At 62.5% G+C, this 13679-nt stretch carries 15 protein-coding genes; 7 read left to right on the forward strand and 8 right to left on the reverse strand.

Features of this window, described 5'->3' with window-relative positions:
* Positions 1-11: 11 nt before the first annotated feature.
* Positions 12-344 (forward strand): hypothetical protein, encoded by a 333-nt coding sequence (locus X738_RS50840; RefSeq protein WP_023797803.1) that lies wholly within the window; start codon positions 12-14, stop codon positions 342-344.
* 178 nt (positions 345-522) lie between these two features.
* On the opposite strand, the gene pdxR is transcribed toward X738_RS50840, so the two are convergent.
* Positions 523-2013, reverse strand: a complete 1491-nt coding sequence (gene pdxR, locus X738_RS50845; RefSeq protein ID WP_031254421.1) for a MocR-like pyridoxine biosynthesis transcription factor PdxR — start codon at positions 2011-2013, stop codon at positions 523-525.
* A 170-nt stretch (positions 2014-2183) separates the two neighbouring features.
* On the opposite strand from pdxR, the gene X738_RS50850 reads away from it, so the two are divergent.
* Genes X738_RS50850 through X738_RS50860 form a run of 3 tightly spaced genes read left to right on the forward strand, consistent with a single transcriptional unit; the run spans position 2184 to position 4408 of the window.
* Complete coding sequence (locus tag X738_RS50850; RefSeq protein ID WP_023797805.1) at positions 2184-2810, forward strand: LysE family translocator; 627 nt, start codon at positions 2184-2186, stop codon at positions 2808-2810.
* Between the two features lie 12 nt (positions 2811-2822).
* The gene (locus X738_RS50855; RefSeq protein ID WP_023797806.1) at positions 2823-3743 is read left to right on the forward strand and encodes a dihydrodipicolinate synthase family protein; all 921 of its coding nucleotides are present in this window, start codon (positions 2823-2825) and stop codon (positions 3741-3743) included.
* A gap of 23 nt (positions 3744-3766) precedes the next feature.
* Positions 3767-4408, forward strand: coding sequence for a LysE family translocator (locus tag X738_RS50860; RefSeq protein ID WP_023797807.1), 642 nt, complete (start codon positions 3767-3769; stop codon positions 4406-4408).
* Between the two features lie 68 nt (positions 4409-4476).
* On the opposite strand, the gene X738_RS50865 is transcribed toward X738_RS50860, so the two are convergent.
* The 5 genes from X738_RS50865 to X738_RS50885 all read right to left on the reverse strand — a co-directional run bounded on the left by X738_RS50865 (position 4477) and on the right by X738_RS50885 (position 8462).
* Positions 4477-4707 carry a hypothetical protein gene (locus tag X738_RS50865; protein WP_031254423.1) on the reverse strand — a complete coding sequence of 77 codons (231 nt, stop codon included), beginning with the start codon at positions 4705-4707 and terminating at the stop codon, positions 4477-4479.
* A gap of 61 nt (positions 4708-4768) precedes the next feature.
* Positions 4769-5851 (reverse strand): acetylserotonin O-methyltransferase, encoded by a 1083-nt coding sequence (locus X738_RS50870; protein ID WP_245277598.1) that lies wholly within the window; start codon positions 5849-5851, stop codon positions 4769-4771.
* A gap of 215 nt (positions 5852-6066) precedes the next feature.
* On the reverse strand, positions 6067-6744 hold the full coding sequence (locus X738_RS50875; RefSeq protein WP_245277599.1) for a DUF6064 family protein: 678 nt from the start codon (positions 6742-6744) through the stop codon (positions 6067-6069).
* Between the two features lie 87 nt (positions 6745-6831).
* Positions 6832-7746, reverse strand: coding sequence for an aldo/keto reductase (locus tag X738_RS50880; protein ID WP_023797811.1), 915 nt, complete (start codon positions 7744-7746; stop codon positions 6832-6834).
* Positions 7747-7961: 215 nt separating this feature from the next.
* Positions 7962-8462 (reverse strand): hypothetical protein, encoded by a 501-nt coding sequence (locus X738_RS50885; protein WP_023797812.1) that lies wholly within the window; start codon positions 8460-8462, stop codon positions 7962-7964.
* 238 nt (positions 8463-8700) lie between these two features.
* Between X738_RS50885 and X738_RS50890 the strand changes: the two genes are divergently transcribed.
* Positions 8701-9546 (forward strand): hydrolase, encoded by an 846-nt coding sequence (locus X738_RS50890; protein ID WP_023797813.1) that lies wholly within the window; start codon positions 8701-8703, stop codon positions 9544-9546.
* Positions 9547-9574: 28 nt separating this feature from the next.
* Positions 9575-11161, forward strand: coding sequence for an ABC transporter substrate-binding protein (locus X738_RS50895; RefSeq protein WP_084833638.1), 1587 nt, complete (start codon positions 9575-9577; stop codon positions 11159-11161).
* Positions 11162-11551: 390 nt separating this feature from the next.
* Here X738_RS50895 and X738_RS86845 read toward each other — a convergent pair whose 3' ends face one another.
* Both X738_RS86845 and X738_RS86850 read right to left on the reverse strand, forming a co-directional pair.
* Complete coding sequence (locus tag X738_RS86845) at positions 11552-11719, reverse strand: hypothetical protein (protein ID WP_023797815.1); 168 nt, start codon at positions 11717-11719, stop codon at positions 11552-11554.
* A 110-nt stretch (positions 11720-11829) separates the two neighbouring features.
* Positions 11830-12021, reverse strand: coding sequence for a hypothetical protein (locus tag X738_RS86850; RefSeq protein WP_023797816.1), 192 nt, complete (start codon positions 12019-12021; stop codon positions 11830-11832).
* A gap of 240 nt (positions 12022-12261) precedes the next feature.
* Here X738_RS86850 and X738_RS50905 point away from each other — a divergent pair, with 240 nt between their 5' ends.
* Complete coding sequence (locus tag X738_RS50905) at positions 12262-13668, forward strand: adenylate/guanylate cyclase domain-containing protein (protein WP_245277600.1); 1407 nt, start codon at positions 12262-12264, stop codon at positions 13666-13668.
* Positions 13669-13679: the final 11 nt, after the last annotated feature.

Raw genomic sequence — 13679 nt, forward strand, 5'->3', positions numbered from 1 at the left:
GGACAAATCCAATGGCGGAGACCACCAATATGGCAGGCACCTCAAAGGCGGCAAACGACGCGCAGGAAGCGATGAAGAAACAGATCGCCGAGCTTCGTCGCGAAATCGCCATAAATCGGACCCTTTCCGACCGTGCCGAGGAGGCACAGGGCTGGTACGAGAGCGCCGCCGAACGGGCCTCGCGCGCAGCCCGGCAATTGCGTAGCCAGGCACACACCGTGACCGAAACCGTCCAGCAGAACCCAGGCACGATCTCTACGGCGATGATGCTTGGCGGCGTGCTCGGCGTTCTTTTGGGAATTGTGATTGCAAAGAGCTCCGAGCCTGAACGGCGGTGGTTCTAGAGCATTTTGCAGCCAAAAATCTTGGTCTGGCGTCCAACAAAATGCGTAAACCAAGGAGTTAGAGCGCGGTTTTGGTCCACCAAAACGCAAAGCGCTCTAGCGGCAGATCACCACCCGCGCGGTGCCGAGGCTGCCTTCGCGTCGCGCGCGCCTGTTCCCTCAGCAGGCCGTAGAGCACCTACGATACATCGCCGCAGCCTGTTGCCTCCTCGTAAGCACGTCGAAGGAGCTTTAGTCCTCTGTGGATCTGGCCCTCGGTCAGACTTGCGTATCCCATCACCAGGCCGAGGCAGCTGCGACCCAATGTCTGGTCGAAGTAATGCGGCGATATCGAATAGATGCCAACTCCGAGCGCGGCGGCTTTATCGATGAACGATGCCGCCATGGAGGGCGGCGTGTCGTGAAACCAGACGACGACGTGCAGACCGGCCTCTGCGCCTTCGACCCGGACGAGATCGCGGAATTCCGCCTGCAGAGCGTCCAGGAGCGCTGCACGTCGGCGGGCATTTTGACGCCGGGCCTTGCGCACGTGGCTTTCGTAGACGCCGGATTCCATCAGGGTCGCAAGCGCCTCCTGTTCGAGGCTGGGGGCATGCCTGTCCGTCAGCCGCTTGGCATGGGCAAAAACCTCCTGCAACTCACGCGGAACGACGACGTAGCCGATCCGCAGCAACGGCGACAGTGTCTTCGAGACCGTACCGATATAGATGACGTTCGACGCGCCTCCCAGCGCGCGAAGCGGCGGTATCGGGTTCATGTCGAAACGATATTCGCTGTCGTAGTCGTCCTCGACGATGTAGGCCCTCTTCTCTTTCGCCCATCCTAGCAGTTGCTGGCGTCGACCCATCGACATTACGCTTCCGAGGGGAAACTGATGTGAAGGCGTGACGTAAGCCAGCCGCGCGTCAACATCCGCCAGCAAGTCCGCCCTGATGCCTTCGGCGTCGACCTCCACCGGGGCGGCGATGGCTCCTGTCATCTCGAAGACGCTCCGTGCCATCGGGTAGCAGGGCTCTTCGATGGCGAAGCCGTCGCCCTCATCGAGAAGCAGGCGGGCGCAGAGATCCAGTCCCTGCTGAGAACCGTTGACGACGACGATCTCGCTCACCTCGCACCGGATGCTGCGCGCTCGCCATAGATAGCCCTGCAGGGCGGCACGCAGGCGGATCAAGCCACAGGGGTCGCCATAGGACAGCTTGAGCGGCCGTCCCAGCGCAGCATCGTTCATGGCCTTTCGCCAGGCAAGGGTCGGGAAGTCAGAGGCCGACATGTCGCCGTAGCGGAAGTCGGCGACGAGCTTCTCCGACGCAACCCGCATCGGGATGGCTCGGGATCGAAGCCTTTCTGCGAAAGCGGAGAGGCTGTGTGGCTCTGCGGCTGTATCAACGAGGTCTCCCGGCTCGCTGTGCGCGACCTTGATGGCCACCCGTGGCCGCGCGCCATGTCGAATGACCACGAACCCCTCGGCGGCGAGCTGTTCGTAAGCGGACGTCACAGTCGTTCGCGAGACGCCAAGCTCGACCGCCAGTGCACGAGCCGACGGAAGCACGTCTCCGCGGCCGTAGACCTCCGCCACGATCTGTTCCCGCAGGTTCTCATAGATCCCGCGCGCGCCCAATCCCGACGACGAACTTCCCGACGACGAATTCTGCTTGCTGGACTGGGCCATTCGCGATTACCCAAATGAAGACGTTTCGTTGATCCAGACATTACCGGGAAAATCAGCCAGGCAAAGGCATGAGGCCAACTGGACCAGCGCTTTTTATTCAAAACTGGTTCTAGGTCAGGGCCAGTTGTGCTTGTATTGATGACGCCAGATTGCACCTCCTGGGAAGTAAAATGCTGGCCGACCAATTCATCATCGTCTTTACCGCCTACGTCATCGCTGCCGGCAGTCCCGGGCCGAGCAATATGCGTATCATGGCCGTCGCCATGAACGACGGCCGCGGGGCCGCGCTGGCAATCGCGTCCGGCGTGGTCAGTGGCTCGATCTTTTGGGGCCTGATGGCGGCGACAGGCGTCTCGGCGATCCTCAGCCGATACGCGCAGGCACTCGTGGTCCTGCAGCTGGTTGGAGGCCTGTATCTTCTCTATCTCGCCTTCAAAGCGGGCAAGGCTGCGCTTTCTTCAGGCAAGGATCAGCTTCGCCCGACCAACGAACGAAAGGCGACGGCGGCCACTCTCTACAAGCGCGGACTGCTGATGCATCTCACCAATCCGAAATCGATCCTGGCATGGATCGCGCTGATGACGCTGGGACTCGGGCCCGGGTCGTCGTCGCATACGGTTCTCGTGATCCTCGCGGGCTGCGCGGTGCTGAGCGTCACCATCTTCTGCGGCTACGCGATCGTCTTTTCGACCGCTCCCATGGTCGCCCTGTATCGGCGGGCGCGGCGCTGGATCGAAGGCACGCTGGCGGTATTCTTCGGATTTGCCGGGCTAAAGCTTCTCCTGACCCGCATCTGAAAAGGTTCCTTCATGTCACTCTTCCAAGCCCTTTCAGCATTCCCGATCACCCCGGCGGACGCTTCCGGCAGGCTCGACCCCGTCGCCCTCGCGCGCCTTCTGAGGAACATCGAGGAGGCGAGAGCGGACTCCATCGGACTGCTCGGCAGTACCGGCGCCTATGCTTTCCTCACGCGACAAGAGCGTCGACGGGCGATCGAAACGGCAATGGACACGGTCGGCGGCAAAATCCCGGTTATTGTCGGCGTCGGAGCGATCCGGACCAGCGATGCCGTGGACCTTGCCCGTGACGCGAAGGCTGCGGGCGCCGATGGCCTGCTCCTCGCTCCGGTTTCCTATACGCCGCTTGTCGACGACGAGGTCTTCGAACACTTCGCCACAGTCGCCGATGCGGGGCAACTCCCGCTTTGCATCTACAACAATCCCGGCACGACCAGGTTCACCTTCAGCCTGGACCTCATTTCCCGCTTGTCGAAGGTGGCGAACATCGAAGCCGTGAAGATGCCTTTGCCGTCCGGTGGTGACTTCACGTCCGAACTTGCCTCCCTCCGGTCTGCGACCGGGTCGGCATTCAGGATCGGCTACAGCGGCGACTGGGGCGGCGCGCCTGCGCTGCTCGCCGGGAGCGACGCCTGGTATTCCGTCGTCGCAGGACTTCTGCCGTCACAGGCCCTGGCCCTGACGCGAGCGGCGCAAGCCGGGGACGCTGCGACCGTCGAGCGACTCGACGCCGCATTCGGACCGCTTTGGGCGCTGTTCAAGGAATTCGGCAGTTTTAGGGTGATGTATGTCGTCGCCAGGCTTCTGAACCTGTGCGACGTCGATCCGCCACGCCCTGTCCTCCCGCTGAAGGACCAGGCACGGCAGCGCGTCGCCGCCGCTCTCGACCATCTCGATGCGGTTTTCTCCGCTGGTTGTATGCAAGCTCGATAGACAGTCTTAATCAGGACATTTCCATGCTGGAATCCAACGCCTTCACCGTCTACCTGTTCACGGCATTCCTGCTGGCGATTACTCCGGGTCCGGGGATTTTTTATGTCGCCGCCCGAACCCTTTCCGGCGGTCGCTCGGAAGGAATCGCTTCGAGCCTTGGCAATGGTCTCGGCGGGCTGTTTCATGTCGTGGCCGGCAGCCTTGGCGTCTCGGCGATCGTGCTGGCAGGCGCCGAATTGTTCACGGCGCTCAAGGTGGTCGGCGCGCTCTATCTGGTCTGGATGGGATACCGAACCATTCGCCATGCCAGGCTCGACTACAAGTCGCTGGGTCATTCGGAGCTGCCCGTCGGCACGATGCGGGCCTTCAGGGATGGCGTTCTTGTCGAAGTGATGAACCCGAAGACGGCCGCATTCTTCCTCGCCTTCATTCCCCAGTTTGTCGATACATCGTCGGATCACGTCGTTCTGCAGTTCCTGATCCTCGGCGCCATCTCAGTTGCCCTCAACACGCTCGCCGATATTGTCGTGGCGTTTGCAGCCGGAAGACTTCGCGATGGCGCGGCGTCGCGTGGGAATCTCGTTCGCCGTCTTCGTGAAGGCTCGGGCGGTGCCATGATCATGCTTGGATGCGGGCTGCTGCTGGCAAGGCGCCCAGTTGCTTGAGCTTGTGAGAAGGAGCAAAAATGCATGACGGCCGCTGGCCGTGTACCTGCGATGACGGCCGAATTCACTTACCTCATCGACATCAGGTTCGTGACCAGACCTGCCTTGACCTCAAGCGCAGGCGCGGGTGCCTCGGCATGACCGATGTCCCGCAACCGCTCGGGGGTCAAACCAGCAATTGCCCGACGTCTTGAGACGGTCTGTTGCCAGGTCTTGAGCGCCGCGATTGCGGTTGCTGTGGTTTTCAGCATAAGTCCAAGCAGACGGTGACGATCGACGCGGGTTTGCGTGTGAGCCATTTCGGCCTCCATCATCATTGTCGCGCAGGGTTGAACTGCGGGGCGCCTGTTCCACTGCGCCTTACGGCTTGCGGCCGATCACGGCGCCGTTCGCGCCGGGTGCCTCGAACCAGACCGTCTCGATGTGCCGGAATCCGGCTTCCTCGAGCCACGCCGAATATTCGGCCTGCGTGTTGTTTCGTCCTTCCGTCTCGATCAGCATGTTGAGGCTCATCAGCGCCGCCGGCGCCGGTCCGGTCTTTTCGTCATTGACGAGAAGCTCGCTGATGACGACTGCGCCGCCGCTCGGCAAAGCCCCGAACGACCGGCGCAGCAGGGCGCGGTTCTTCGCCTCGTCCCAATCGTGCAGGATCATCGACAGGAGATGCAAATCGTGATCCCCGGGAAGCTGCTCGAAGAAGTTGCCGCCTGCGGTCTCGATCCGGTCGGTCAAACCGGCCTCGGCAATCTTTCCCGCGGCGATCGCGGCGACATGCGGCAAGTCGAACACGGTCGCACGCAGCGCCCCATACTGTTTGCAAAGCTCGATGTTGTACGCCCCCGATCCGCCGCCGATGTCCAGGAGGCGGCGGAAATGTCCGAAATCCATCGCTTCGCCGAGCTTGCGCGCGGTCATCGTGGAGACCGAATGCATCGCCTCCCAGAACAGCGCCAGCATCATCGGATCTTCGCCGTCGAACGCCGAGGATCGCACAGCTGGGTCCCACGTGGTCGGCCGGTTCGTGCGCAGCGCCTCGGTAAGCCTGCCCCAGCCGGGATAGAGCCGCTTGTCGAGCATCTGCACGAAGCCGCCGAAGTAATACGGTTTTCCGCGCACGAGATAGGTTTCGCTTAACGGCGTGTTGCGATAGCGGCCGCCGGTTTTCTCCAGGAGCCCGAGTGCAGCGCAGCCGGTCAACAGCATCTCGGCCGGGCGTTGATGCAGGCTGAGCGCTTCCGCCAGCTCCGCAACCATCTTGCCGGCGCCGCCCGCAAGGCGGCTGAAGAGGTCCAACTCATGCGCAGCGGCCAGAGTCTTGAAGGCCCAGAAACCGGTCGAAAGCGCCATCAGCGGGACGGCGGAAGGAAGTTCCGGCGTGGCGGCAATCGGTTGGACGGTTGCATCTTTGGCCTGAGGCGCTGTCCGCGAAAGTTGACTGGCCATGATCACCTCCTCTTTCATAGCAAGTCACGACTGCAACCGGCTGGCGCAACCGGCTGGCTTGTGACAATCCACGCGGCGAGCGTGTGGCTGCGGTCTGCTGAAGTGCGAATCTGGCGGTGCGGCGTTACGCTACGATTTCAGAGGGAGAAAATTCGGTTACATCTGAACTTGTATTATTTGGCCGGAGCCGGCTGACTTTCTCGATCGTGCCGGCATCACCGAGCGATACGGCGCAGGGTCAAAGCAGCGACAGTGCTGGCCGCTGCCAGAAGCGGCAGCCAGGCTTGCGGATCGCCCATGGCGTGCAGCGTCAGGCCGCTGAGCAGCAGCCACAGCAGCGGGATCGCCAACAGCAGCGGCACAAGCCCGCCGCTCGCGGCAAGCAGGACGCCGAGCGCTGCGATCGCCGTCGGGTCCGGCGCGATGCCGAAGACCTCGGCGCTCGCCCATGGCCGCCCGAAGAGCGGCGGCAGCAGGGGATAAACGACGAGGCCAGCGACCGCGATCAGCAGCCCGAGCCGCTCTGCGAGGTCCCGCCGGTCAAAGGCGAGGCCGCCGCGCGCACCGCCGATCACCAGCAGCAGCGCCTGCAGGCCGAAGGCCGGCGCGACATAGGCGATCGCCCAGTTGATCGCGGCATAGCGGCTCCACAGCAAGGACCAGCCGACGAAGGCAAAGAGCGCCGCGAGGACGAGCGCTATCCACAGACCATGGCGACGCGGCCGCCTAAGCACGAGCAGGACAATGGCGAGGCCGGCGGCGAGCGTCAGGAGATGCAGCGGCCAGAACGCGGCATTGGCCAATTCGAACATGCGCCAATAGACGCGCGGCGAGAAGAGCAGGAAATCCTCCAGCCGGTAGGTCCACCATTCCGACATCCAAGCAGGTTCCACAAAAGCCTCCCACGGTTTTGCGACATGAACCTGCGACAAACAACAGAATCCAGGCAGGCATTCGTGGGCCAGCCGACGAATGCCTGCTTAGAGGTCCCGGACATAGGCCGCCATCCGCTCGCGCATGGCCGTGTCGGGGAGGGGACCGGTCGCTGCCAACAGGTTCTCGCGCACGTGGTCGACGCGGGTGGTGGCGGGGATGGCGACGGTGACGGCGGGATGCGAAACGATGAATTTCAGTATGAACTGCGCCCAGGTCGCAGCACCGATCCCGGCCGCCCAGTCCGGCAACGTCTCGCCCTGGAGCTGGCGCGTCAGCGCGCCTTGCCGAAACGGCCGGTTGATGATGACACCCATGCCGCGCTCGGCCGCCAGCGGCAGCAGCCGTTCCTCCGCTTCACGGTCGACGACGTTATAGGTGAGCTGCACGAAGTCGAGCGGATGCGCGCGCATGATCTGTTCGAATAAGTCGTGCCGCCGTCCTTCGGACGTCGTGATGCCGACATAGCGGATCCGCCCGTCCGCCTTCATGGCGAACAGGGTTTCGAGATGCGTCTCCCAGGCGACGAGGTTGTGGACCTGCACGAGGTCGAAACGCGGCACACCCCAGAAGCGGCGCGACTGCTCGATCTGCGCGGGTCCGTCGGCGGAGGAAGTCCAGACCTTTTCGGCGGAAAACAGCGCTTCGGGCCGACCGAGCTTTTCGAGGCCATAGCCGATCACGGGCTGCGAGGAGCCGTACATGGGCGAGGAATCGATCATGCGGCCGCCTGCCGCGAAGAAGGCCGCCATCACCTCGGCGCACTCGTCGCGCAGCACCGGATCGTCGCCGATATTGAAGGTGATCCAGGTGCCCAGGCCGACAGCGGGAAGCATCTCTCCCGAGGAGGGCACGGTCCGCATCACCGGCGCGGGCGGCGCGCCGGGCGCGGTTGCCGGCAACACCAGAGCCGCGCCGGAAGCGGCGGCAGCCTTAACGAATGTCCTGCGGGTGATGATCATCGTCTGCCATCCCTGTCCTTTCGACCTCTTGTACTCCCGACCCCAAGAATGGTTCCGGCCGACCGGCTTTCCGCAAGGGCCGATCGGCGGGGAGCCGGCGGTCGTCTCTGGCAACGGTTCGGATATGGAACGTCTGCCTGAAACAGGAACGAATGCTGCAGGGCCTGGGTTGCGCCAGCCAGCCCGATTAGCTGGAACCCGATTTGCTGGCCGGGTTACCTGGGGCTGGCTCTTGTCCTGACTTGATGGCGCTGGCGGGCATAGGCCACGCAGCCGTCTACCGTGCTGACGCAGAGCGCATCGCGGTGGTTCGGCGTGTTGTTGTCGCCGGCGTAGGCAACCTCGGCAACACGGCCGTCGACCATTCGGATTTGCGTGTTGCAATAGCCGCCAGGATCGACATTGAGCGATCCTCCAATCGTCGGGATCGCACCCACGGCCAAGGTTGGAATCACCACGTTGAGATTGCCGCGTTGAACGGTACGCTGATAGGTCCAGATCTGGCCTCCCCCCGCATCAGCGGTGGCAGTCGGAAAGCCGGCGCACATTCGAACGTCCGCCTCGCTGAGACCGACCATCTCCTTGCGGGCCGCCGCCGTTGTGGCGTCTTCCTTCGGGTGGTTCGACGTGTCGTCAGGCGCGACGCAGGAGGACACGATCGAACTGCCGGCCAGGAGAACAAGAGGGACAAGCCTGCGGATGCGGGAAAATATCATGTGACCGCGAAGTTAGGCGAGCAGACAACCGAGTCAACCTGCACAACTTCACAATGTCGTTGGTCGTGCCGCTCGGCTGGGCTTGACGCGCGACGGCCCGGATAGCTGCTCACGCTTGCCCGATGATGTCAGGCGTTACGCGATGTAAAATACGTACTTTCCTGACGATGTGGATAAACAAATGCTTTTCAGTCACACAAAATGATGAAACAATGAAATTGAGATCAGGGAAAATTCGATGCGCAACGTCAGCGGACATGGCAAGCGCCTGTCCTATTACGATTTCGGGCACACGACGGTGTACGCCTCCCGCTTCGACCAGCGCTTCCCCTATTGCGCCTATGTCCCCGACGACTATGACGAGGACGGCAACAAGACCTATCCGCTGGCGGTGATCGTGCATGGCACCGAGCGCGGCATGCTCGCCTACCGGGACGCCTTCGCCGACTTCGCCGAACAGAACGGCGTGATCGTGCTCGCCCCGCTGTTCCCGGCGAATATCTGTTTTCCGGGCGATCTTTCCTCTTACAAGATGTTGCGCCAGGGCGACCTCCATTACGATGCCGTGCTGCTCGACATGGTCGAGGAGATGCGCGAGCGCTATCGCATCCGCGGCGACCGCGTGCTGATGTACGGCTTCTCCGGCGGCGGCCATTTCACCCATCGTTTCCTGTTCCTCCATCCCGAACGTCTGCTGGCGGCATCGATCGGTGCGCCGGGCGTCGTGACCCTGCTCGACTTCGATCACGATTTCTGGGTCGGGGTGCGCGACTTCGAGAAAGTGTTCGGCAAGACCATCGACCTCGACGCCATGCGCACGGTCGCCGTGCAGATGGTGATCGGTGGTGACGATCTCCAAACCTGGGAGATCACCATCAAACCGGAGGATGACTGGTGGATGCCCGGCGCCGATCTCGCCGGCGCGACCCGCAACGACCGGATCAGATCGTTGAAGGGCAGCCTGGAGAGACATGGCGTCGAGGTGCAGTTGGATGTCGTGCCTGCCATCGCTCACAACGACGGCGCGCTCATCGCCAAGGTCAAGGAGTTCTTTGCGCGGACATTGAATGCCGCGCCCGGCTGAAAAACTGCGGTCAAACTGGAGATAAAAAATGGGAACAGGATTGATGATGGGAAGACGATTGTTTCAGGTGCTGGCGACAATCGCGGTGATGATTTGTGCACTGCCGGCGATGGCGCAGGAGCAGCCGAAAACCGGCGGCACGCTCAAGGTCCGCATCAACGCAGACATCCGCGCCACCGACGGTCTCAATCGCGACGCAAACACCGACACTGTGCTGCACCATATCTTTGAGACGCTGGTGGCTTATCGCGCCGATCTCACGGTCGGCCCGGCATTGGCCGAATCCTGGACAGTATCGGACGACGGCAAGACCTATGCTTTCACGTTGCGCGACGGCGCGGTTTTCCACAATGGCGACGCCGTGACCTCGTCCGACGTCAAATGGAACTGGGACCGCCGCATGGACCCGGCCAATCAGTGGTTCTGCATTCCCTTCTTCGACGGCAGCCAGGGCCTCAAGGTCGAGCAAGTGGCGACGCCTGATCCACGCACCGTGGTCTTCACGCTCAAGGCGCCGAATGCGCTCTTTCTGGCGCAACTCGCCAGTGTCCAATGCAATGGCTGGGTCGCCAGCCCGAAGAATGTCGGCGCCGACGGCAAGTGGCTCGCCGATTCCGCCATCGGCACCGGCCCGTTCACGCTGAAGGAATGGGTCAAGGGCCAGTATCTGGTGCTTGAGCGCTTTGCAGACTACAAGCCGGTGAAGGAGGCGCCGAGCGGCTTTGCCGGCAGCCGTGAGGCTTATGTCGACGAGGTGCGCTTCATGGTCATCCCCGACACGGCGGCGGCGGAAACCGCGCTGTTTGCCGGCGAACTCGATGTCCTGCCCGATCTTGAATCATCGCGTGCCGAGGAAGCCAAGTCGCGCGGCATGACGGTGCTGTCGACGCAAGGCCTGTCGTGGACGGTGATCCTGCTGCAGACCAAGGACCCGCTGCTGTCGAACGTCAAAATACGGGAGGCGCTGGCGCATGCCGCCGACATCAACCAGATCGCCGCCGCCAGCACCAGCGGTGCCGCCACGGGAGGTCCCTCGGCCGTCGCCCAGGCGAGCTCGTTCTTCGACGACGATTTCCTCAAATGGCCGGAATACGACCCGGCCAAGGCCAAGGCCCTGCTGGACGAAGCCGGTTACAAGGGCGAGCCGATCAAGATCCAGACCAACACCCGCTACCAGGGCATGTACGAGAACGCCGTGCTGCTGCAGGCGATGCTGACGGCCGCAGGCTTCAACGCCCAGCTCGAAGTGCTGGATTGGGCGGCACAGCTCGACAACTACCTTGTCGGCAAATTCCAGATCCAGTCCTTTGGCTATTCGGCTCGTCTCGATCCGTCGCTGATGTATGGCGTCATCCTTGGCGACAAGGCGACCGACCCGACGGCGCAGTGGGACAGCAAGGAGGCTCTCGATCTCTACACGAAGTCGATGGCCACGACCGACGCCGGGCAACGCAAGGCACTGTTCAAGCAGCTCCATGCACTCATGGCAAAGGATGTGCCGATCCTTGGCCTCTATTACGAGCCGTCCCTCGATGCCGTGTCGCCGAAAGTAAAGGGCTATTCGGTATGGCCCGCGGCAAACCCCCATGTATGGGGTGTCTGGAAAAGCGAATAGGCCGGCGGTTCATCTGTCGCCGAAAGATCGGAGGCGTGCTGCCCTCCGATCTTTCGTTTGNAAGGGCTATTCGGTATGGCCCGCGGCAAACCCCCATGTATGGGGTGTCTGGAAAAGCGAATAGGCCGGCGGTTCTCCTGTCGCCAAAAGATCGGAGGCGTGCTGCCCTCCGATCTTTCGTTTGAAGGTACCTGGTGGTGAAAACCTGACGGTTGGTACCCGTCGTGGAAGACCTCTCTGGGTAGGATTTTGCGTTCACGTTCGCAATTAGAACGAGCAACCAGCGCCAATTCCAGTCATTCGTAGCCCTCCTCCAAACCTGACGTTCGCGCTACAGCTCGGCGATCCTGAGCCGACTGTCGGACGGTATGGCTGCCCGGATTCGCCTGGTCAGATCATATGCACGAGGTAGGGTTTTGCCATCTCTTCCTGCACATAGGTTATTCCCTGTTCGGCCAGCGCCGCGTGCAACGTTTGCGCCGTGGTTTTGAAGATGAGTTGGCCTTCGACGCAAACCTTGTGTTCGCGCGCCCTTCTCCGGAACCACAGTGCCTGCATATATGGCACGCTGCGCCTTAGGCCGACTTGCCGAGAGCTTTTCAGGATAAACCGAATCTGCTCACGCAGGCCCGCGTCGGTGTCTTCGCCGTGTTGAACGCAGTGCTCGATCAGAATCGGGTGGAAGAACGGCGTGAACGCGGTGTTGACCGCACGGGCGGCTTCTGCCGGTCCTCGACCTTGAGTTCGCCCGCCTCGGTCCCCTCGCGAATGATCGGCACAAAGATCGTCACCATTCGCTCGATATGCGACTTGATGATCGCCCGGTTCTCCTGCATGGCGGCGACGATCGTGTCGTGCATGCGCCTTTCCGGGAGTTGACACTCTCGACACTGCGCGAGAAAGGGGCGCATCTTCGAGGCGCCCGCGTCCGCGACTGAGGCGGGCGCTCTTCCATGTTTACGAAAGGAACACCCCTATGAGGATCGGAATCATCGGCGCTGGAAACATCGGCGCCACATTGGTGCGAATGCTTCGGCGCGTCCTCTCCTTAAAGCCGTCACCGGGCTTGCAATGCGGTGGCGCATTATGACGTTGGCCGCATGAGCACGTCCGCACAACCAGTGCGTCTGGTCCGCCCCGAAAAGAAGCGGCGTCGCATCCCCATTGCAGTCATCATGGCGATGAGTTTCGGCAGCCTCGTGTTCCTGTCGGTCGGCGGCGTGCTCGCATTGTCGGTCGGCGCCAACCTTCGCAACACTTTCGACCTGCTCGGCGCCCAGTCGACGCTCCTGATCGATGCGATGGAGGATTTGCTGCGCGCCGAGATGGGGCGCGCCGAGAGCGCCGTGGACGGCGTCGCGCAGCTCTACAAGCAGGGCGAGTTCCAGATCGACGACGAGGCGATGTCGGCGGCACTTGCCAGTGCGCTGGCGGCAGCGCCGGGGGTGAACGCAATGTTGATCTGCACACCCGACCTGATTTGCAGGGGGGCGGCGGTGACCGGGGACAACGACGCCAAATATCCTGCCGGAACGATCCGGAAACTCCCCGCCGAGACCGAGAAATCGCCGCAAGTGCGCGCCGTTCTTGAAGAGCGCCAGCAGGTCGACGGACGCAGGTGGGGCGCCTTCGTGGCCAACGAATATGGCTTGTTCGCCAACGTCTCGGCACCGCTGTCACGCGATGGCGCCACGAAGGCCTGGGTGATCGCCGCGGTGGAACTGCAGAACTTGTCCAAAATCACGCAGGAACTGTCGTCGCGCTTCGGCACGCATGCCTTCATTTTGGATGGCGACGGATCCATCCTGGCGGACCAGCGGCTGGCTTCCCCGGATGCGCTGAAGAACGGCATCCTGCCGCTGACGCCGCTCGCCAATTTCGGCGATCCGGTTCTCGCCGGATATGAGGCGCGCAAACCGGAAGCGGAGTTCAGCACGCAGCGTACCCGCGATATCGAGGTTGCCGAAATCCAGGTTGACGACAAGGACGGTTCGACGTCATGGGACGGAGAGAACACTTACGTCGCTATTACCCGTGAGATCACCGGCTATGGCGACCGGCCCTGGACGCTCGGCGCATATTTCAAGACCAGTCAGATCGGTGACGAAATCGAGCGCGTCATGGGATCGGCCATGCTTGGACTTGGCGCGATGGCGGTGGCGGTCATCGTCGCGATTCTTCTCGGCAAGCGCCTGTCGCGCCCGATCCAGGCGATTGCCGGCCAGGCCACGCGCGTCGCCGATTTCGATCTCGACGGCGTGACCCCCCTGCCGCGCAGCAGGGTGCTGGAGTTGGACAACCAGGCTTCGGCCTTCAATGCCATGCTGATCGGTCTGCGTGCATTCTCGACCTATATTCCGCGCTCGCTGGTGGCCAAGCTGGTGCGCACCGGAGAGATCGGCATCGCCGAACCGCGCGAAGCGGTCGTCACCGTCATGTTCACCGACATCGCCGGCTTCACCACCCTGTCGGAGCAGATGGACGCCGCCGCCGCGGCAGGCTGCTGAACCACCACTTC

Origin of the sequence: Mesorhizobium sp. L48C026A00 (assembly GCF_000502375.1) — a bacterium.
In the GTDB taxonomy this organism is placed as follows: domain Bacteria; phylum Pseudomonadota; class Alphaproteobacteria; order Rhizobiales; family Rhizobiaceae; genus Mesorhizobium; species Mesorhizobium muleiense.

Excerpts from the sequence above, each read along its gene's own strand:
- X738_RS50870 (WP_245277598.1), bottom strand. The coding sequence starts at position 5,851 with ATGGCCAGTCAACTTTCGCGGACAGCGCCTCAGGCCAAAGATGCAACC.
- X738_RS86845 (WP_023797815.1), bottom strand. The coding sequence starts at position 11,719 with ATGCAGGCACTGTGGTTCCGGAGAAGGGCGCGCGAACACAAGGTTTGC.
- X738_RS50865 (WP_031254423.1), bottom strand. The coding sequence starts at position 4,707 with ATGGCTCACACGCAAACCCGCGTCGATCGTCACCGTCTGCTTGGACTT.
- X738_RS50895 (WP_084833638.1), top strand. The coding sequence starts at position 9,575 with ATGGGAACAGGATTGATGATGGGAAGACGATTGTTTCAGGTGCTGGCG.
- X738_RS86850 (WP_023797816.1), bottom strand. The coding sequence starts at position 12,021 with ATGCACGACACGATCGTCGCCGCCATGCAGGAGAACCGGGCGATCATC.
- X738_RS50850 (WP_023797805.1), top strand. The coding sequence starts at position 2,184 with ATGCTGGCCGACCAATTCATCATCGTCTTTACCGCCTACGTCATCGCT.
- pdxR (WP_031254421.1), bottom strand. The coding sequence starts at position 2,013 with ATGGCCCAGTCCAGCAAGCAGAATTCGTCGTCGGGAAGTTCGTCGTCG.
- X738_RS50880 (WP_023797811.1), bottom strand. The coding sequence starts at position 7,746 with ATGATCATCACCCGCAGGACATTCGTTAAGGCTGCCGCCGCTTCCGGC.
- X738_RS50840 (WP_023797803.1), top strand. The coding sequence starts at position 12 with ATGGCGGAGACCACCAATATGGCAGGCACCTCAAAGGCGGCAAACGAC.
- X738_RS50860 (WP_023797807.1), top strand. The coding sequence starts at position 3,767 with ATGCTGGAATCCAACGCCTTCACCGTCTACCTGTTCACGGCATTCCTG.
- X738_RS50885 (WP_023797812.1), bottom strand. The coding sequence starts at position 8,462 with ATGATATTTTCCCGCATCCGCAGGCTTGTCCCTCTTGTTCTCCTGGCC.
- X738_RS50905 (WP_245277600.1), top strand. The coding sequence starts at position 12,262 with ATGAGCACGTCCGCACAACCAGTGCGTCTGGTCCGCCCCGAAAAGAAG.
- X738_RS50890 (WP_023797813.1), top strand. The coding sequence starts at position 8,701 with ATGCGCAACGTCAGCGGACATGGCAAGCGCCTGTCCTATTACGATTTC.
- X738_RS50855 (WP_023797806.1), top strand. The coding sequence starts at position 2,823 with ATGTCACTCTTCCAAGCCCTTTCAGCATTCCCGATCACCCCGGCGGAC.